Origin of the sequence: Rathayibacter sp. VKM Ac-2804, assembly GCF_009866655.1 — a bacterium.
Taxonomy (GTDB): Bacteria; Actinomycetota; Actinomycetes; order Actinomycetales; family Microbacteriaceae; genus Rathayibacter.
Genome location: NZ_CP047420.1, coordinates 3,403,144 through 3,422,040, shown reverse-complemented (window position 1 = coordinate 3,422,040; position 18,897 = coordinate 3,403,144). Strand labels below are relative to the sequence as shown.

Below are 18,897 nucleotides of genomic sequence, written 5' to 3'. Positions count from 1 at the left end.
GCGCCCCGGCGGGGCGGATCCGGAGGCGCGCCTGGTACGAAGGGACCGTGCGCCGCCTCCCCGCCCTGCTGATCCTGCCGCTCGTCGGCCTCGTGCTCGTCGGCTGCACCCGTCCCGCGGAGCCCGCGGTGGAGTACGAGGACGGACTGGTGACCGTGCCGCCGGCCGCCGCCGCGCCCGCCGCAGCCGACCCGGCACTGCTCGAGGATCCGGACGAGACGGCGGCGACGCCCGTCCGGCGGCTCACGAGCGGCGACTGGCTCGCCGGCACCGCCGAGGGCAGCGGGATCCCGGTGCGGGCGCTCACCGCCTACGCGGGCGCGGCGCTGCTGACCTCCTCGGTCGACCCCGGCTGCGGGCTCGACTGGGCGACGCTCGCCGGCATCGGCTACGTCGAGAGCCGGCACGGAACGATCTTCGGCGGCGAGCTGGGTGAGGACGGGCGACCGACCGAGCCCATCTACGGCCCCTCGCTGGACGGCACGCAGTTCGACCGCGTCGAGGACAACGACGGCGGCGCGCTCGACGGCGATCCGGAGACCGACCGCGCGATGGGGCCGCTGCAGATCATCCCCGCCACCTGGATGCGCTGGGCGTCGACCGGCTGGGACCCGCAGAACGTCGACCAGCAGGCGGTCACGGCCGCGCGGTACCTCTGCCAGGCGGGCGGCGACCTCACCACGCAGTCCGGCTGGCGCGACGCGATCGCGGCCTACAACCCGGCGACGAGCTACGCGGGCAAGGTCGCCGAGGCGGCCTCCCGGTACGCGGCGGCGGCGGGCTGACGCCGATTTCCGATCCGGGGAGCGCGTGGGTATCCTTGTCCAGCGCCTTCGGTCGAGAGCACGACTCCCGGTCGGGTGCGCGACGGCGAGTTACCCTAGCGGCCAAAGGGATCTGACTGTAAATCAGACGGCGTAGCCTTCGGGGGTTCGAATCCCTCACTCGCCACAGCATCGAGACCGAACGACTGCACGATCGAAGCCCCGCACCAGCCTCCCGAGGCGGCGAGCGGGGCTTCCTCCGTCTCCCGGTCCTTCGCGCGCGTGGGTCTCGATACGCGCCTGCGGCGCTGCTCGACCAGCACGAGGAGGGCCGTCCGCCGCGCGGTCGACTGCTGCTCGTCCGCCGCGGCGCTCAGTGCTCATGCTGATCGAGGAGCCCGCGCAGCGGGCGTATCGAGATCCACCTGCGTCCGCAGTCGAGTCTGCAGACCCGCCGTGCTGATCACGGAGGTCTCGATACGCCGCGTGCCGCGGCTACTCGACCAGCATGTGCAGGCAGGCGCCCTTCATGCTGATCGAGCAGCCCGCGCAGCGGGCGTATCGAGATCCACCCACGTCAGCAGGATGAGTCTGCAGATCCGCCCTGCTGATGACGGCAGGTCTCGATACGCGCCTGTGGCGCTACTCGACCAGCATGGGAAGGGCCGTCCGCTGCGCGGCCGATCACTGCGCGGCCGATGAAGCGCCCTGCCCGCGTGCTGGTCGCGACGCCGCGAGGAACTGCGCGAGGGAGAGCGGGGCGCGGCCCGTCAGGCGCTCGACGTCGCCGGAGACGTGCTGCATCTCGCCGGCGGCGACGGCGGTGTAGGTGCTGATCCAGGCGTCGAGCTGCCAGTCGGGGGCGTTCCAGCGGCGGCGGGAGGCACGCGCCTCCTCGAGGGTCTCGTCGACGAAGACCGCGGGGCGGCCGGCGGCGGTGAGGACCGCGGCGATCTCGTCGAAGGTGAGGGCCTCGGGGCCGGTCAGCTCGTAGGTCGCGCCGCGGTGCTCCTCCGGGGCGCGCAGGATCGCGGCGGCGGCACGGGCGACGTCCTCGCGGGCCACGATCGCGGCGCGCCCGCTCCCGGCCGGGCCGCGGATCGCGCCGTCGTCGCCGAGCATCGCGGGGACGAAGTCGAGGTAGAGGTTGTCGCGGAGGAACGTCCAGGCCATGCCGGACGCGCGGATCGCCTCCTCCGTCGCGGCGTGGTCGCGCGCGAGCGTGAAGGTCGCGGTGGGGGAGGCGCCGGCGAAGGACGTGTAGACGACGTGCTCGACGCCCGCGGCGGCGGCGGCCGCGACCATCGAGAGGTGCTCGGCGAGCCGGTCCTCGTTCTCGGCCGCCGACACCATCAGCAGCAGGCGGACGCCGTCGAGCGCGTCGCCCGGATCGGTGAAGGAGGAGCGGACCGCCGTCGCCCCCGGCAGCTCGGGCGCTCGGGCGGGGTCGCGGGCGAGGAGGCGGAGGGGGAGGCCGGCCTCGGCGAGCAGACGCGCGACGCGGCCGCCCACCGCCCCGGTGGCTCCGGTCACGGCGATCGGGGGCTGAAGGGTCACGGCGGCGCTCATGCCCCCATGATCCTCCGCGGGCCCGGTCGCCGTCTGCCCCGTCTGACCGCCCGGTCCCTAGGCTGGACGCATGAGCGCCCACGCCTCCCTCCTCGCCATCGCCCGCTCGATCGCCGTCGAGGCGGCGCACCTCGCGCGGCAGCGCCGCCAGGACGGGGTCGAGATCGCCGCGTCGAAGTCGTCGCCGGAGGACGTGGTGACGGCGGCCGACCGCGAGGTCGAGCAGCTGATCCGCCGCCGCCTAAGCGAGGCCCGGCCGGACGACGGCTTCCTCGGCGAGGAGTCGGGCGCGGGCGGCGGGACGAGCGGACTCACCTGGGTCGTCGATCCCATCGACGGCACGGTCAACTACCTCTACGGCATCCCCTCCTACGCGGTCAGCATCGCCGTGGTCGAGGGCGAGCCGGAGCCCGAGACCTGGACGGCGCTCGCCGGAGCGGTGGTGAACGGCGCGACGGGCGAGGTCTACACCGCGAGCCGGGGTGGCGGGGCCGAGCGGGACGGGGTCGCGCTGCACGTCACTCCGCCCGCCTCGCTCTCGCTGGCGCTGGTCGGCACGGGCTTCGGCTACGACGCCGCGCGCCGGATGCGGCAGGGCGCCGTGGTCCAGGAGCTGCTCGGCTCGGTCCGCGACATCCGCCGCATCGGCTCGGCGGCGCTCGACCTCTGCTCGGTCGCCTCCGGGTCGCTGAACGCCTACTACGAGCGCGGGCTGAACCCCTGGGATCTCGCGGCCGGCGCCCTCGTCGCGGAGGAGGCGGGAGCCGTCGTCGCCGGCTTCGACGGCCGGCCCGCGGGCAACGGCCTGCTGATCGCGGCCCCCGAGCCGATCTTCAGCGAGCTCGAAGCCCTTCTGCGCCGGCTGCGGGCCGACGAGGTGTGAGCGGAGCCGACTCCGCGCGGAGTCGGTGCATGCGCGCGCATGATCGCGCAGGATCCGAGCGCCGCGCGCGGACCGGACGACGAGGATCCGGCCTCGAGGCGACCCGCTCTGGCCGGATCGGGAGTCCGTGGTTATCCTTTATGAATTCGTGACATTCGCACAGGATGCGGTCGCGGATCCCCGAGAAGCGCTTCGACTCCCTGGCGGAGCGCCCCTCGTCCCCTGCCCCCGACGGAAGATCCGGATTTCGTGAGCCCCGATTCGCCTTTGCCCGCTGCCTCCGCATCGACCCCCGGCGAATCCCTCCCACCCCTCACCCGTCGCGAGCTGCGTGAGCGCGAGCGCGCCCAGGCCCTCGCCGCCGATGCGCAGGCCGAGGGAGTGGCCGTCGGTGCGGCCGACCTGCGCGACGCCGAGCTCCGCGTCGCCTCCGTCCGCTCCACGCCGCCCTCGCCCGTCTCGGCTCCCCGGGTCGCGCCGCTGCGGCCGGTGCGCTCGAGCCGCCGCATCGGCGGGCTCGTCGCGCTCTCGTTCGTCGCCGCGATGGTGGCCGCGACCTCGCTGCCGGCCACGTCGCTCCTCACCGCCGAGGACGTGCAGGCGCAGAACCTCGTCGTCGCGCCCGGCGGCACCGTCGACCGCGGCGCGCAGTCGTTCACGACCGGCGAGGTCAGCGCGGAGACCGTCGCCCGCGACGGCTTCGGCGTGCAGGAGCGCAAGACCCAGACGGACATCGCCGCCATCGGCCGCACCTCCGACGCGGGCTTCACCAACGACCCGAACGCCTCGATCCAGTGGCCCTTCGCGGTCGGCGTGCCGGTGGGCGACCGCTTCGGCTACCGCAACTGCGCGGGCTGCTCGGTCAACCACGGCGGGACCGACTTCAACCCGGGGAACGGCTCGCCGATCCAGGCGATCGCCGACGGCGTGGTCCGCACCGTGATCGACGGCGAGGGCTCGCTGGGCGTGCACGTCATCGTCGACCACGAGATCGACGGCCAGCTCGTCTCGAGCGTCTACGCGCACATGCAGCACGGCACCGCGGCGGTCAACGAGGGCGACCCGGTCAAGGTCGGCCAGCTGCTCGGCCTCGTCGGCACGACCGGCATGTCGACCGGGCCGCACCTGCACTTCGAGATCCGCCTCGACGGCGTGACCAAGGTCGACTCCTACCTCTGGCTGAAGGCGAACGCCGGGCGCTGAGCCGCCTCCCGCCCGCCTGCTCCCGTTCGATCTGCAGGCGATCCACGCCCGAGCGCCCGTTCCGCCGCAGGAGCGCAGCCCGCGGCGGCCGATCGCCTGCAGATCGAACCCTGGAGCCGGACGTCAGCCCTCGCGCAGCCAGACCGTCGTGTCGCCCGGCAGGGCCGGCTCGTGCAGCTCCTCCGAGGAGAGCACGACCGTGCCGACCGGGAGCTCCACCAGCGACGAGCCGGTGTTGGCGATCACGGTGAGGTCGCCGTTGCGGAACGCCACGACCTCCTCCGGGTAGCCCTCGAGCCACTCGATCGCGCCCGAGCCGAGGTCCTCCGCGCGGCGCACCGCGAGCAGCGCCCGGTAGAGCTCGAGCGTCGACCCCTCGACGCCGACCTGGCGGTCGCGCGCGAACGGCGCCCAGTCGCCCGGCTGGGGGAGCCAGGAGTCGCCGGAGTCGTTGAAGCCGTACGCGGGCGCCTCCGCCTCCCAGGGCAGCGGCACCCGGCAGCCGTCGCGGCCGTAGCGCTCGCCGTTCGTGCGGAACCAGGTCGGGTCCTGACGTGCCGCGTCGGGCAGGTCGATCGCCTCGGGCAGGCCGAGCTCCTCGCCCTGGTAGACGTAGGCGGAGCCGGGCAGCGCGAGCATCAGCGCCGTCGCGGCCCGCGCGCGGCGGAGGCCGAGCACCGGGTCGGGCAGGCCGGGCGTGCGCGGGCCGATGCCGTAGCCCTGCGGGTTGTCGGCGGTCAGGGCCAGGCGGCTCGCGTGGCGCACGACGTCGTGGTTCGAGAGCACCCAGGTCGAGGGCGCGCCGACCGCGGCGAACGAGCTCAGCGAGGAGTCGATGATGTCGCGCAGCGCGGGCCCGGCCCACGGCGTCTCGAGGTAGGCGAAGTTGAAGGCCTGATGCATCTCGTCGGGGCGCACCCAGCGGGCGAGCTTCGAGAGCGGCTGCACCCACGCCTCCGCGCAGAGCACGCGGTCGGCCGGGTACTCGGCGAGCAGCGCGTGCCAGTCGCGGTAGATCTCGTGCACGCCGTCCTGCGCCCAGTAGGGAGCGGTGACGGGCTCGGCGTCGTCGCCCGGCGCCACGCCGCCCATCGAGCCGCTGTCGGCGGGCGGGGTGTAGTCGGGCAGGCCCTCGGCCTTGATCATCCCGTGCGCCACGTCGACGCGGAAGCCGTCGACGCCGCGGTCGAGCCAGAAGCGCAGGACCTCGCGGAAGCGCTCGCGCACCCAGTTGTCCGTCCAGTCGAAGTCGGGCTGCGAGGTGTCGAAGAGGTGCAGGTACCACTGGCCGGGCGCGCCGTCGGGCTCGGTGACGCGCGTCCAGGCGGGGCCGCCGAAGACCGACTCCCAGTTGTTCGGCGGCAGCTCGCCCGAGGCGCCGCGGCCGTCGCGGAAGAGGTAGCGGGCGCGCTCGTCACTGCCGGCGGGAGCGGCCAGCGCGGCCTGGAACCAGCGGTGCGCGCTCGAGGAGTGGTTGGGGACGAGGTCGACGATCACGCGGATCCCGAGAGCGTGGGCGCGGGCGAGCATCGCGTCGAAGTCGGCCAGCGAGCCGAACAGCGGGTCGACGTCGCAGTAGTCGGCGACGTCGTAGCCGGCGTCCTTCTGCGGCGAGGTCATGAAGGGGGAGAGCCAGATCGCGTCGATGCCGAGCTCGGCGAGGCTGTCGAGCCGCGAGGTGATGCCGGGGAGGTCGCCGATGCCGTCGCCGTCGGCGTCTGCGAAGGAGCGCGGGTAGATCTGGTAGATGACCGCGGTGCGCCACCACTCCGCGCCGGGCCGGTCGGCCGCCTCCGGGAACGAGACGGGGGAGTTCTCGGGCGCGGAGGAGTTCTCGGGCGCGCCGGAGAGAGCGGAGTCCAGGGTCATGGCATCAAGGGTAGCGGGCGGCCCGGAGCAGGCCGGCCCGGCGGGGCGCCCGTCTGGCCTAGGGTCGACGGGTGAGCGAAGAGACCCCCGAAGCCGCCCGCACCCGACGCCGAAGGGCCCTGCTCTGGGTGGTGCCGCTGCTGGTGCTGCTCGTCGGCGGGCTGTTCGCGGTGACGCTCGCCGTCGGCGGCTTCGCGCTCCGCACGATGACCGGGGGCTAGGCCGTCGCGGCCGGGCCGTCCTCGTCCTCGGGCTGCGGGGCGCTCGAGCGCTCGGCGGCCTCGTCCGAGGCGTGCGCCGTCTCCGGGCCCGTCGCACGCGAGGCGTCGTCCGCGCGCTGGACGGCGTCGGCGAGCTCGTCCGAGACGAGGTAGCCGGTGGAGACCGCCTCGGCCCGGTAGGCCGCGCGACCCACCATGTGCGCCGAGATCGGCACGGTCAGCAGCTGGAAGCCGATCACGAGGACGACGGTGCCCGCGGCGGCGAAGCCGGGGTTCCGGATCGCGACGGCGAGCATCACGCAGATGATGCCGAGCACCTGAGGTTTCGTGCCCGCGTGCATCCGGGAGAGCAGATCGCCGAAGCGGAGCAGCCCGATCGCGGCGATCAGCGAGAGCAGTCCGCCGACGATGACGAGCACGGCGGTGACGACGTCGAAGAAGACGTCCATGTCAGTCCTCCTCGCGGTTGGCCATGAACTTGGCGACGCTGATCGAGCCGAAGACCGCGAACAGCGCGAGCCCGAGCGCGACCGGCAGCGTCGTCGCGTGGTGGTTGATCGCCATCTCGGCGCCGAGGCCGCAGAGGATCGTCGCCACGAGCACGTCGGCGGCGACCACGCGGTCCAGCACCGACGGGCCGATCAGGATGCGCACGAGCGCGAGCAGGGCGGCCGCGCCGAAGATCGGCACCAGGATCCAGACGAGCCAGTCGATCATCGGAGCACCCCCGCGTCCTCGCCCAGCGGCTCGCCGACCCGGGCGACGTCCTCGCGCGAGCCGATCGCCCGGACGATGCGCGCCTCGGTGCGCAGGACCGTGCGGCGGACCTCGTCGATCCGGTGGCCCTCGTCGTGGGTGACGCCGAGGACGTGCAGGTAGAGGACGTTCAGCTGGGGGTCGACGTCGATCACGAGCGAGCCGGGCACGAGCGAGACGGCCTCGGTGGTCCAGACCAGCATCCCCTCGGAGCGGCTGCGCAGGTGCACGGCGACGATCGCGTTGCGCACCGGGACCGGCAGGGTGAGGATCTGGTACGAGACGCGGACGGACGCGACCGCGATGTCGAGCGCGAGGCGCAGCAGGAAGACCAGCAGGTGCCAGGGGTTCACCCGGTTCGAGAACTCCACCGGCGGCAGGTAGAAGACGCGGGTGATGATCAGCGCGACGAGGAAGCCCGAGACGATCGAGAGCACCGAGACGTCGTCCCAGAGCAGCACCCAGATGCCGACCAGGGTCACGAACATCGCGAACCGGTTCCAGAAGTCGACGCGGCGGCGGGGGCTCATCGGGGGCCCTCCTCTCCGAAGGACGAGTCGCGGTAGACGGTGGCGATGTAGGTGGAGGGATCGGCGACCGCGGCGGCGGCTCGCTCGCTGGCGTCGTAGAGCGGACCGGCGGCGATCGTCAGGCCCACGCCGAAGACGACCATGCCGGCGGTCGCGAGGACCATCATCGGCGGCGAGTGCCGCGTGCGGACGGTGCCGGTGTCGTGCGGGTCCTCCTGCAGCTGGTCGATCAGCGGGGACTCGTAGCCGGGCACCTCCTCCTGGCGGCGCCAGAACGCCATGTTCCAGACGCGGGCGACGGCGTAGAGGGTGAGCAGCGAGGTGACGGCGCCCGCGGCGATGACCGCCCAGATCAGCCAGGAGGGCTGGTCCGCAGCCGACTCGGTGCCGGCGACGAAGAGGCCGACCTTGCCGAGGAAGCCGGTGAACGGCGGGATGCCGCCGAGGTTCATCGCGGGGATGAAATAGAGAAGCGCCAGCAGCGGCGAGGCCTTCAGCAGCCCGCCGAGCCGGAGGATCGACGTGGTGCCGCCGACGCGCTCGATCAGCCCGGTCGCGAGGAAGAGCGTGGTCTGCACGGTGATGTGGTGGATCACGTAGAAGATCGTCGCGGCGTAGCCCGCCTCCGTGCCGATCGCGATGCCGAAGACCATGTAGCCGATGTGCGAGACCAGCGTGAAGGAGAGCATCCGCTTGATGTCCGCCTGCGCGACGGCGCCGAGGATGCCGACGATCAGCGTCAGCAGCGCGACCACCATCAGCACCTCGGTGAGCCTGCCGCCCGGGAAGAGCAGCGTCTCGGTGCGGATCAGCGCGTAGACGCCGACCTTGGTGAGCAGGCCGGCGAACACGGCCGTGACCGGCGCCGGAGCGGTGGGATAGGAGTCGGGCAGCCAGAACGACAGCGGGAAGACCGCGGCCTTGATCCCGAAGCCCAGCAGCAGCACCACGTGCAGCACCAGCTGGACGTCGGCGGGCAGCTCGGCGATCCGGATCGACAGCTGCGCCATGTTGACGGTGCCGGTGGCGCCGTAGAGCAGGCCGATCGCGGAGAGGAAGAACACGCTCGAGACCAGGCTGACGACCACGTAGGTCGTGCCCGCCCGGATCCGCGGCGCGGTGCCGCCGAGGGTGATCAGCACGTAGCTCGCCGCGAGCAGGATCTCGAAGCCGACGTAGAGGTTGAAGAGGTCGCCCGCGACGAAGGCGTTGAGGATGCCCGCCGAGAGGATCAGATAGGTCGGGTGGAAGATCGTGACCGGCGTCTCGCGGTTGCCGTCGACCAGGCCCTGGCCGACCGAGAACAGCAGGACGCCGAGCAGCGTGACCGAGGTGATCACGAGCATCAGGGCGGCGAGCGGATCGACGACCAGCACGATGCCCCACGGCGGCTCCCAGCCGCCCACGTAGACGGCGCTGCCGCCCTCCTGGCCGGTGAGGACGAGGACGAGCAGCACGGAGGAGATCACGAGCACCGTCGACAGCGTGACGATGTTGACCGTGATCTGCGCGCGGCGGTGCCGGCCGAGCACGAGCGCGACGGCGGCTCCCAGCAGGGGGAGGGTGACGACGAGGGGGATCAGCACGTTCATCGGTCCTCCTTCCTGTCGTCGGTCATGGCGCTCTCCGCGTGCTTCGAGGCGGTGCCCTCGTCGCTGGACTCGAGCAGCACGTCCAGGGCCCGGTCGTCGGCGGTGGTCTGGGCCGAGATGCCGGCCGCGTCCGCGCGGACGGAGGCGTCGTTCTCGTCGTCCTCGACCTGGTCGGCGTTGGCGAGGCGCCAGCGCCGGTAGATCATCGCGAGGAGGAAGGCGGACACTCCGAAGGTGATCACGATCGCCGTCAGGATCAGCGCCTGCGGCAGCGGGTCGGCCATCTCCTCGGCGATCTGCTCGTAGGAGCGGCCGTCATCGGTGACGAACGGCGCCTCTCCCGAGCGGCCCGCCATCAGCAGGATCAGGATGTTCGTCGCGTTGCCGACCAGGAGGAAGCCGATCAGGATCCGGGTGAGGCTGCGCTCGAGCATCTGGTAGACGCCCGCCGCGTACATCACCGCCATCACGACGACGAGGACGAGGGTGATGCTCATGCTTCGTCCCCCCTGCCCGGTCCGCCGACGACGGTCGACCCGGTCGGCAGCTTGGTCTCGAGGCCGTCGACCGTGCCGGCGCCGGGTCCGGGGGTGCTGTCGGTCGAGTGGGTGACGCCGTCGCCCGAGGGGTCGCCCTGCTCGGCCTCCTCGCCGTGGCGGTCGACCTCGCCGCCGAGGCTGCGGAGGATGTCGAGGGTCAGGCCGATCACGATCAGGTACACGCCGATGTCGAAGAGGGTGGAGGTGCCCAGGTGCAGCTCGCCGAGGACGGGAAGGTAGAGGTCGAGCCAGCTCGACTCGAGCACCTCGAGGCCGAAGGCGAGCGAGGAGACGGCGGTGCCGACCGCGAAGAGCAGGCCGAGGCCGAGGACCTTGCCCGCGTCGATCGGCGCGGCCTCGCCGAGCTCGAACCGGCCGCCGGCGAGGTAGCGCGCGACGAGTGCGAGACCGGCGAGCAGACCGCCCGCGAAGCCTCCACCCGGGGTGTTGTGACCGGTGAAGAGCAGGTAGACCGAGACGATCATCGCGGGGTGGAAGAGCAGGCGCACCAGCACCTCGAGCACGATCGAGCGGTTCTCGGGGCGGAGCGTCCGGCCGGCGACCAGCCAGGAGCCGCGGTCGCCGGTCTTCTCCGCGTCGGCCGAGGGCGCGGTGAGGTCGGTCGCCCGCTCCTCGCGGTCGGCGGCGGTCGGGTGCTCGAGACGCGGGGCGCCGCCGGCCCGGCTGGAGAGGAAGATCAGGCTCGCGACACCGGTGGCGACCACGACGAGCACGGAGATCTCGCCCATGGTGTCCCAGGCTCGGATGTCGACGAGCAGGACGTTGACGATGTTGCGGCCCTTGCCCTCCTCGTACGCGAGGCGGGGGAGGTCGACGGAGATCGGGGTCGCGGTGCGGGCGCCGAGGGCGATCGTCGCGGCGAGGGCCATGACCGCTCCGACCGCGATGCCGATGACCGCGCGCAGGCGCTTGCGCATCGGCTGGTGCTTCTGCGCGATCCGGGTGGGGAGGCGGCGCAGCACGAGGACGAAGACGACCAGCGTGATCGTCTCGATCAGCGCCTGGGTGAGCGCGAGGTCCGGGGCGCCCTGGATCGCGAAGAGGGCGACCATCCCGTAGCCGGTGGCGCCGGCGAGCAGCACGGCGGCGACGCGGTTGCGCGCGACGGCGCAGAGGATCGCCGCGAGGATCATCACGGCGGCGACGGCGAGCTGGCCGGGCGAGTCCCAGAAGACGAGGTCGCCGGGCCAGGTGCGGTTCAGCGCCGCGGCGCCGCCGACGCCGAGGACGAAGACCGCGAAGATCACCGTCAGGTAGCGGGGGAGCGAGCCGCGCTGGACGAACTCGGTGACCGTGCTGGCGACGCGGTCGAGCCAGCGGACGGTCGCCCAGTAGCCCTCGGCGGAGTCGATCGTGTTCGGGACCCGGGACTGGATCCGCGCGACCGCGATCCGCTTCGCGAAGAGCAGCAGGCCGATCGCGATGACCAGGGCGCTGAGCGCGAGGGCCGGCTCGAAGCCGTGCCAGAGCGCGAGGTGGTAGCCGCCGTGGTCGGACTCCTCGGCCGCCGCGGCGAGCTGCGGGTCGGCGTCGGGGGCGCCGTAGGGGAGCGTGTCCGCGTACACCGCGACCAGCGGGTCGAGGAGGGACGCGCCGATGCCGCCGACGACGCTCACGACGGCGAGGACGACGGTGGGTGCGGTGAAGGTCCACGGCTCCGCGTGGAGGTGGGTGTCCTCGAGGCCCTTCTTGCGGGCGAACGCGCCCCAGAAGAAGCGGGCCGAATAGGCGACGGTGAGGATCGAGCCGAGCACGAGTCCGATCAGCGCGACCCAGGCCCAGAACGAGCCCTGCTCGATCGCGGACAGCAGGCTGGTGAAGACCGCCTCCTTGGCGACGAAGCCGAGCAGCGGCGGGATGCCGGCCATCGAGAGCACGCCGAGCAGCGCGGCGCCCGCGAGCACCGGCGCCTGGCGGCCGAGACCGCTGAGCTTGCGCAGGTCGCGGGTGCCGGCGCGGTGGTCGACGATGCCGACGGCGAGGAACAGGAGCGCCTTGAACAGCGCGTGGCCGATCAGCAGGGTGAGCCCGGCGAGCGCCGCGTCGCGCGAGCCGAAGCCGACCGCGACGGTCAGGAAGCCGAGCTGGCTCACGGTGCCGTAGGCGAGGACGAGCTTGAGGTCGTACTGGCGGAGCGAGCGCCAGCCGCCGACGAGCATCGTCCAGACGCCGACGCTGACGATCACGGGCAGCCAGACGGCGTCGTCCGCGAAGCCGGGAGCGAGACGGGCGACGAGGTAGATGCCGGCCTTCACCATCGCGGCGGCGTGCAGGTAGGCGCTGACCGGGGTCGGCGCGGCCATCGCGGCCGGCAGCCAGAAGTGGAAGGGGACGAGCGCCGACTTGGAGAAGGCGCCGAGCAGCACCAGGACGAGGGCGACCGAGACGATCGGGCCGGACGGCGCGGCGGCGACGATGCCCGCGAGGCTCGAGGTGCCGGACTCGACGATCAGGATGATCACGCCGACGAGCATCGCCAGGCCGCCGAGGGTGGTGACCAGCAGCGCCTGGAGGCCGGCTCCACGGCTCTCCTTGCGCCCGCTGTAGTGCCCGATCAGCAGGTAGGAGAGGACGCTCGTGGCCTCCCAGAAGACGAAGAGGATGATCACGTCGTCGGCGGTGACCAGCCCGTACATCACGCCCGCGAAGGCGAAGAGCAGGGCGGCGAAGCGGCCGAGAGACGGCTCGTCGCTCTTGAAGTAGCTGCCGCAGTAGGCGAGGACGAGGGCGCCGACGCCGCTGACGACGAGCGCGAGGACGATCGACAGCGCGTCGAGCCGGAACGAGAGGGAGATGTCGAGGGAGGGGATCCACGGGATCTCCTCGCGGAGCTCCCCGCCGGCGAGGACCGTCGGCAGCGAGGCCGCGGTCGACACGAAGGTGGCGGCCGGCACGAGCGCGAGGGCGTAGAAGACCTTCGGGCCGAAGCGGTCGACGATCCACGGCGTGACCACCGCGAGGGCGAACGTGATCGCGAGGGTGAGGAGCATCACACAGTCCTCCCCGGTTCCACTCAGCACAGTTGTCCAGACAAGGATAAGGGAGGGCGGGCGGCCGGAACCTGAGTGCGGACGGGCTTGACGACCTCCGTTCCCCTACCGTGGTGCGCATGGCCCGCTCACTGCTCCCCGACCAGACCTGCCGGATCCGCGTGCTCGACGTCGCGAGCGGCGAGGCGACGACGGTGTTCTCCTCCGCGGAGCTGCTCGTGGAGGCGCCGAACTGGTCGCCGGACGGGTCGTTCCTCGTCGTGAACGGGGACGGCGGGCTGTTCCGGCTGCCTCTCGGGGACGCGCCGGTCGGGCCCGCCGCCCTCGAGGCGATCCCGCTCGACGGGGTGCCGGACGAGCTCAACAACGACCACGTGCTCGCTCCCGGCGGCGGCACCGCCTACGTCTCGGCCCGCGACGGCCACCTCTACGCGGTCGCGCTCGACGGCTCGGCACCCGCGCGCCGGCTCACCTCCGCCGGACCCGTGCCGCGCTTCAAGCACTACCTGCACGGCGTCTCGCCCGACGGCCGGCTGCTCGCGCTGATCGGCGGCGGCGAGGACGCGACCGGGCGCTGGGTCACCAACGTGTTCACGATGCCGGCCGAGGGCGGTCCGCTGACCGCGCTGACCGACGACGCGCACCCCGACGACGGCGTCGACTTCTCCGCGGACGGGGAACGGCTCTTCTTCAACTCCGAGCGGGAGGGCGGTGTCGCCCAGCTGTTCCGGATGCGTCTCGACGGCTCCGGGATCGAGCGGTTCGTGGCCTCGGACACGGTCGACTGGTTCCCGCACGAGTCGCCGGACAGCGCGCACCTGCTCTACCTGGCGTACCCCGCGGGGACGGCCGGGCACCCGGAGAACCTGCCGGTCGAGCTGCGGCTGATCGCGCTCGAGGGGCGCGCGGACGGCGACACGTCCCCGGGCCGGGTGGTGCAGTCGCTCTTCGGCGGCCAGGGCACGATCAACGTCGCCGGCTGGTCTCCGGACTCGACGCGCTTCGCCTACGCCGACTACCCGCTCGGCGGCTGACGCCCAGCGCGCCGCGAGTGGCTGAGTGCTTGCTCCGCATGCGCGGCGGGGGATCGGCAGTGCGGCCCGCGGCGAGTTGAATCGGGGGATGACGACCGACAGCGCAGCTCCGTCCCACGACTCCCTCACCCGCACGCCCCTGGGCGACTCCGGCATCGAGGTCTTCCCGCTCTCTCTCGGCGGCAACGTCTTCGGCTGGACCGCCGGGAAGCAGACCTCCTTCGACGTCCTCGACGGCTACGTCGCCGCGGGCGGCGACTTCATCGACACGGCCGACTCCTACTCGGCCTGGGTCCCCGGCAACCACGGCGGCGAGTCCGAGACGATCATCGGCGAGTGGCTCTCGCGCCGCTCGGGCTCGCGCGACGACGTCGTGATCGCGACCAAGGTCAGCAGGCACCCCGAGTTCACCGGTCTCGCCCCCGACAACGTCCGCAAGGCCGCCCGCGCCTCGCTCCAGCGCCTGCGCACCGACCGGATCGATCTCTACTACGCGCACTTCGACGACGACGCCGTCCCGCTCGAGGACATCGCCCGGGTCTTCTCCGAGCTCGTCGACGAGGGCCTCGTCCGCGCCATCGGCGTCTCGAACTTCAGCGCCGACCGCATCGCGGAGTGGCTGCGCCTCGCGAAGGAGGAGGGCCTGCACGCACCGGTCGCCGTCCAGCCGCACTACAACCTCGTCGAGCGCGGCATCGAGGCGGACGTCCTGCCGCTCGCCCGCGAGGCCGGGCTCGCCGTCGTCCCCTACTACGCGCTCGCGTCCGGCTTCCTGACGGGCAAGTACCGCGACGGCTCGACGCCCGACAGCCCGCGCGCCTCCGGTGCCGCGCAGTACCTCGACGCCCGCGGACGCCGGGTGCTGGCGGCCCTCGACGCGGCCGCGGCCGCCCACGACGCCGAGGTCGCGACCGTCGCCCTCGCGTGGCTCCGCTTGCAGGACGGCGTCGCGGCGCCGATCGCGAGCGCCCGCGTGATGGAGCAGCTGCCCGCCCTCGTCGCCTCCGCGACGCTCGAGCTGACGGCGGACGAGCTGGCCGCGCTCGACACGGCGAGCCGCTCGTAGCCGGGTCCCGAGCAGGGATCGCCGCGTCGAGATCGGGAAGTCCATGCTGATCGAGTAGCCCGCGCAGCGGGCGTATCGAGATCCACCGGCGTCAGAGCAGGAGTCTGAAGACCCACGTGCTGACGACGGCGGGTCTCTATACGCCCCTGCGGGGCTACTCGACCAGCATGAAGGGCCCCGGTGCGCAGCTGCTCCACCAGCGCAGGGGACGGCTCGTCCCTTGCTGGTCGAGTAGCCCGCGAAGCGGGCGTATCGAGACCCACCCCGCCCGGACCACCCCCTCCACCCCGCGGTCATCACCGCCCCGTGGAGGTGCTATCGTCTAACGGTGCCAAATCGCGGGCACGCCCCGAGAGGGGCAGTCAGACCCGCAGGTGCGCCCCCTTAGCTCATTGGTAGAGCACTTCCTTGGTAAGGAAGAGGTAGTGGGTCCGATTCCCACAGGGGGCTCCGTTCCCGGCAGGCCAGCCTCCGGAAACGTGCGGCGGGGTAGCTCAGGTGGTTAGAGCACACGGCTCATAATCGTGGTGTCGCGGGTTCAAGTCCCGCTCCCGCTACATCGAGAAGGCCCCGGTTCGCACGTCGAGCCGGGGCCTTCGTCGTCCCCGCCGCACCCCCTCCGCGAGATGCCACTTGTGCGCGCGACGCGCCGCGAAAGGCGGGCACAAGTGGCATCTCGCGGAGACGACCGGTCGTCAGAGCATCGAGATCGTGCGGTTCTCGATCCGGAGGACGCCGTCGCACTCGGCGAGGAAGTCCGCCTCGCCGTGCATCGTCAGGAGGACGGTGACCCCCTCGGCCACCCGCTCGCGGAGGAGGTCCTTGACGACCGCGACGCTCTCCGTGTCGAGCGCGGTGAACGGCTCGTCGAGGAGGAGCACCTTCGGGTCCTCCATCAGAGCCTGCGCGAGGGACAGCTTCTGCTTCATCCCCGAGGAGAAGGTGCGGACCGCTGAGCGCCCCGTGCTCTGCAGACGTACCGAGGCGAGCGTCGCGCGGATCTCCTCGATCCCGATGCGCTTGCGGATCGCGGCCAGTCGCAGGAGGTTCTGCTCCGCGGAGAGGCCTGCGATGTAGGCGGGGCCGTCGATCGTGATCCCGAAGCCGTCCGGGAACGTCCGCCCTTCCGGCGAGATCGCCGGGTCGACGCTGATGCTGCCCGAGTCCGGCCTCAGGAATCCGCAGAGCAGTCGCAGCAGGACCGACTTCCCGGAGCCGTTCGGGCCGAGGAGGGCGTACAGACCGCCTCGGCGCAGCTCGAACGCCACGTCGCTGTAGAGCAGATGCCCGCGGATGCTCTTGGACACACCCTCGACCGTGATGGCGTTCGTCATGGGCGACCTCTTTCTGTTCTGGGATGCCTCTCGGCCAGTCGAGACGCGATGCCTGCTGCGACGAGGACGATGCAGGCGCTCCCCAGCGCCAGCGCCGTCCCGTGGAGGACGCTCGGCCAGCCCCCTGCGCATCTCCAGAGGCCCGCAACGGCGAGCGGGTTGCCCTCGAGGAGCTTGCTCGGCAGGAAGGCCAGCCCGGCGGAGAAGGCGGCGGGCAGCGCACCCGATCCGGCGAGCGGCGCGAACGCGGAGGAGACGGCCGCGACCAGCATCAACTGCAGCGTTCCGTTGACCAGGAGCTGGAACCCCACCACCGGGTCGGCGAAGGACGCGAGCTCGCCGGGTGCGCCCCGAAGCAGCGCCTCGGCACCGGCCAGAGCGGCGACGAGCGCACTCACCCCGAGCGCGCGGGCGAGGAGCCCCGCGCCGAGCCGCCGATTCCGAGCGCCGTTCGATCCGAACCGGATCAGCTCGCAGCGGAGGATCGGGCGTCGGGGATCGAGCTCACTGAGCTGCCAGGTCAGCGCGAAGCCGGTGATGATGAGGACGGAGAACAGAGTGGGTGCGAGAGCGCCGACAGGGCCCGCGAAGAGAGGACCGAGGACGCTCCCCTCGATCCCGGGTGCCGGAAGCCCCTCTGCGGCCGACCGGAGCCCCGTCGGTCCGAGTGCGACCGAACCGAGGAGGAGCACGTACACCGCCCATCCGGCACCCCGTGACCGCGCCGCTCCGGACAGCCGGCGGTCCTGCACCCGCATCGCGCCGAGGAGCACGACCTCGATCGAGAGCAGGACGACGAAGGCGCCCAGCACGCCGAACGGCCGCCCGAGATGGAGCGACGAGCTGGAGAGGAAGGCCGAGCTGACGGCGGAGTCCCTCGGGAGTCCCCCCGCCGCCGAGACGGCGAACCAGCCGAGCAGCACCGTCGCCGCAACCCCGACGAGGACACTCCCGCCCGAGAGCACCCAGCAGGCGGAGAGGAGGGACCCGATCGTCGCGAGGAAGAGCAGGAGGAGCGGGAGCTGGAGCAGCACTCCGACGGGCGGGGGCAGCGCGACGTCCGCGAGCAGCGCACTCACCGATCCGGGCACGCGCGCGACGTCGTTCGCCAGCCCGAGCGAGCACACCCAGCACGTCGTCAGCACCCCGAACAGGACGACCGCAGCGCTCGCCGCGTCGCTGCGCAGGAGGACGAGGAGAGCGTTCCTGAGCGATCCGGCCCGGATGCACACCGCCTCCGGCGGGAGGGATCTCGACGCCAGGAAGAAGGCGATGCACCAGGGCGCTCCCAGTCCGCAGCAGACGAAGAGCGGGTCGTTCACGACTTCGATCGCCAGGTCGACGAATCCGAACGAGGAACCCGACGCGGCCCAGAGCATCCGCTGGTGGATCGAGTACGCGGCGGCAGCTGCGAGGGCCCAGCCGGCGAGCAGCAGGCGGACACGGCGGGAGAGCGAGGCGATCATGTCAGCGCCGGGAGTCGCTGGGCTCTACCGAGGATCCGCCGTGCGGCGAGAACCGTCGCGGCTCCAGCGACCGCGAGCGGCAGGACCATGATGCCGATCGGCGCCTGATCGAGACCGAACGGGAAGGCTCCGTACATGAATCCGAGAAGCGGCCGGTCGACCAGAGCGACAGCCATCGTCTCGACGAAGAAGATCACTGCGGGCAGCACCATCGCCAGCCCCAGGTTCTTCAGTGCGACCAGTGCGAGCACCCCGGCCATCGCCGTGATCGCGCCCCAGGCGCCCAGCACCGAGGAGTAGCCGATCAGGTACACCGGCCAGCCGAAGGCGAGCAGCTGCGAGTAGTTCACGCGCTCCAGGGCGTTCCGTTCCACCTCGTCCGGTGCGAGTCCGTACACGACCGGATCGATGAAGGGCGCACCCAGCTCCGGCCAGATCCCGAAGGCGATCAGTCCGGGAAGGAGTGCGGCGACGAAGCCGAGCACGAATCCTCCGAGGGCGACGCTGAGCACCCGGGTCGTCAGGTAGGACCGGAGATCCGTCCGCGCGCGGACGAGGATGACGAACCTGTTCCTGATCTCGGCAGCGGTGCCGCTGCAGCAGGCCGTCGTGATGAAGACGGGGAAGAGGACGATCATCGGGGAGATCATGAACTGCGAGTAGACGTCCAGCTCGTCGCGGTAGACACCGCCGCCCACCTCCGCCAGCCCGAGGGCGGTCGGACCGACGACGAGGATCACACCGAGGAGCGCCTGCGGCCAGCGCAACGACGACCGCAGATCGGTGAGGACCAGTGCGAAGCGCGACGGCACGGTCGTGTCGATGGTCGGGCTCCGGCTCTACCAGGCCTGCCACTGACCCCGCACGTGCACCTGATAGAGGGTGAAGGGGGTCGTTCGTGTCGATGTCATCGTCGCCGTTCCTCGCGGTGCGGCCGGGCCCGGCGCCTCGACCATACGAATATGATCCCTCATTGAGGAACAACCACCTACCCCTCTTCGGAACTCACGAAGACGCGACCGTGGGTGGACCCGCGTCGAGCGCGGCCGAGCCGCCGGTC

Annotated in this window: 17 protein-coding genes and 3 tRNA genes; 9 read left to right on the top strand and 11 right to left on the bottom strand. The window is 72.1% G+C overall.

The features are described 5' to 3' along the window. Positions 1-47 precede the first annotated feature (47 nt). Complete coding sequence (locus GTU73_RS15975) at positions 48-785, top strand: hypothetical protein (RefSeq protein ID WP_160090653.1); 738 nt, start codon at positions 48-50, stop codon at positions 783-785. An 84-nt stretch (positions 786-869) separates the two neighbouring features. After that, a tRNA-Tyr gene (locus GTU73_RS15970) sits at positions 870-951 on the top strand. 497 nt (positions 952-1,448) lie between these two features. Here GTU73_RS15970 and GTU73_RS15965 read toward each other — a convergent pair. Then, the gene (locus tag GTU73_RS15965; RefSeq protein ID WP_160090651.1) at positions 1,449-2,333 is read right to left on the bottom strand and encodes an SDR family oxidoreductase; all 885 of its coding nucleotides are present in this window, start codon (positions 2,331-2,333) and stop codon (positions 1,449-1,451) included. Positions 2,334-2,403: 70 nt separating this feature from the next. On the opposite strand from GTU73_RS15965, the gene GTU73_RS15960 reads away from it, so the two are divergent. Beyond that, positions 2,404-3,216: an inositol monophosphatase family protein gene (locus GTU73_RS15960; protein ID WP_160090650.1), complete on the top strand. Its 813-nt coding sequence runs from the start codon at positions 2,404-2,406 to the stop codon at positions 3,214-3,216. 267 nt (positions 3,217-3,483) lie between these two features. Next, the gene (locus GTU73_RS15955) at positions 3,484-4,419 is read left to right on the top strand and encodes a M23 family metallopeptidase (protein WP_160090648.1); all 936 of its coding nucleotides are present in this window, start codon (positions 3,484-3,486) and stop codon (positions 4,417-4,419) included. Positions 4,420-4,542: 123 nt separating this feature from the next. Here GTU73_RS15955 and GTU73_RS15950 read toward each other — a convergent pair whose 3' ends face one another. Beyond that, entirely contained in the window at positions 4,543-6,288 is a 1,746-nt protein-coding gene (locus GTU73_RS15950) for a glycoside hydrolase family 13 protein (protein ID WP_160090647.1), read from the bottom strand. A 71-nt stretch (positions 6,289-6,359) separates the two neighbouring features. On the opposite strand from GTU73_RS15950, the gene GTU73_RS15945 reads away from it, so the two are divergent. Continuing rightward, complete coding sequence (locus GTU73_RS15945; RefSeq protein WP_160090646.1) at positions 6,360-6,509, top strand: hypothetical protein; 150 nt, start codon at positions 6,360-6,362, stop codon at positions 6,507-6,509. On the opposite strand, the gene mnhG is transcribed toward GTU73_RS15945, so the two are convergent. The 6 genes from mnhG to GTU73_RS15915 are packed head-to-tail and all read right to left on the bottom strand — an operon-like array spanning position 6,506 to position 12,937. Further along, positions 6,506-6,958: a monovalent cation/H(+) antiporter subunit G gene (gene mnhG, locus GTU73_RS15940; RefSeq protein WP_160090645.1), complete on the bottom strand. Its 453-nt coding sequence runs from the start codon at positions 6,956-6,958 to the stop codon at positions 6,506-6,508. The genes GTU73_RS15945 and mnhG overlap by 4 nt on opposite strands. Before the next feature lies 1 nt (position 6,959). After that, positions 6,960-7,226, bottom strand: coding sequence for a monovalent cation/H+ antiporter complex subunit F (locus GTU73_RS15935; RefSeq protein ID WP_160090644.1), 267 nt, complete (start codon positions 7,224-7,226; stop codon positions 6,960-6,962). Next, the gene (locus GTU73_RS15930) at positions 7,223-7,795 is read right to left on the bottom strand and encodes a Na+/H+ antiporter subunit E (protein ID WP_160090643.1); all 573 of its coding nucleotides are present in this window, start codon (positions 7,793-7,795) and stop codon (positions 7,223-7,225) included. Before GTU73_RS15930 ends, GTU73_RS15935 begins: the two co-directional genes overlap by 4 nt. After that, on the bottom strand, positions 7,792-9,387 hold the full coding sequence (locus tag GTU73_RS15925) for a Na+/H+ antiporter subunit D (protein WP_160090642.1): 1,596 nt from the start codon (positions 9,385-9,387) through the stop codon (positions 7,792-7,794). Before GTU73_RS15925 ends, GTU73_RS15930 begins: the two co-directional genes overlap by 4 nt. Beyond that, positions 9,384-9,884, bottom strand: a complete 501-nt coding sequence (locus tag GTU73_RS15920; protein WP_160090641.1) for a Na(+)/H(+) antiporter subunit C — start codon at positions 9,882-9,884, stop codon at positions 9,384-9,386. Before GTU73_RS15920 ends, GTU73_RS15925 begins: the two co-directional genes overlap by 4 nt. Further along, a complete protein-coding gene (locus GTU73_RS15915; protein WP_160090640.1) occupies positions 9,881-12,937 on the bottom strand; it encodes a Na+/H+ antiporter subunit A in 3,057 nt (1,018 codons plus the stop codon). Before GTU73_RS15915 ends, GTU73_RS15920 begins: the two co-directional genes overlap by 4 nt. A 119-nt stretch (positions 12,938-13,056) precedes the next feature. Between GTU73_RS15915 and GTU73_RS15910 the strand changes: the two genes are divergently transcribed. The 4 genes from GTU73_RS15910 to GTU73_RS15895 all read left to right on the top strand — a co-directional run bounded on the left by GTU73_RS15910 (position 13,057) and on the right by GTU73_RS15895 (position 15,594). Beyond that, a complete protein-coding gene (locus tag GTU73_RS15910; RefSeq protein ID WP_160090639.1) occupies positions 13,057-13,971 on the top strand; it encodes a PD40 domain-containing protein in 915 nt (304 codons plus the stop codon). Positions 13,972-14,059: 88 nt separating this feature from the next. Next, on the top strand, positions 14,060-15,037 hold the full coding sequence (locus tag GTU73_RS15905) for an aldo/keto reductase (protein WP_160090638.1): 978 nt from the start codon (positions 14,060-14,062) through the stop codon (positions 15,035-15,037). Between the two features lie 378 nt (positions 15,038-15,415). Next, positions 15,416-15,487: transfer RNA gene (locus GTU73_RS15900), tRNA-Thr, on the top strand. A 33-nt stretch (positions 15,488-15,520) separates the two neighbouring features. Further along, positions 15,521-15,594: transfer RNA gene (locus tag GTU73_RS15895), tRNA-Met, on the top strand. Positions 15,595-15,732: 138 nt separating this feature from the next. On the opposite strand, the gene GTU73_RS15890 is transcribed toward GTU73_RS15895, so the two are convergent. Genes GTU73_RS15890 through GTU73_RS15880 form a run of 3 tightly spaced genes read right to left on the bottom strand, consistent with a single transcriptional unit; the run spans position 15,733 to position 18,649 of the window. Beyond that, positions 15,733-16,371 (bottom strand): ABC transporter ATP-binding protein, encoded by a 639-nt coding sequence (locus tag GTU73_RS15890; protein ID WP_160090637.1) that lies wholly within the window; start codon positions 16,369-16,371, stop codon positions 15,733-15,735. Further along, the gene (locus tag GTU73_RS15885; protein WP_160090635.1) at positions 16,368-17,837 is read right to left on the bottom strand and encodes a hypothetical protein; all 1,470 of its coding nucleotides are present in this window, start codon (positions 17,835-17,837) and stop codon (positions 16,368-16,370) included. The genes GTU73_RS15890 and GTU73_RS15885 overlap by 4 nt, the downstream gene beginning before the upstream one ends. Then, on the bottom strand, positions 17,834-18,649 hold the full coding sequence (locus tag GTU73_RS15880; protein WP_160090634.1) for a hypothetical protein: 816 nt from the start codon (positions 18,647-18,649) through the stop codon (positions 17,834-17,836). The genes GTU73_RS15885 and GTU73_RS15880 overlap by 4 nt, the downstream gene beginning before the upstream one ends. Positions 18,650-18,897: the final 248 nt, after the last annotated feature.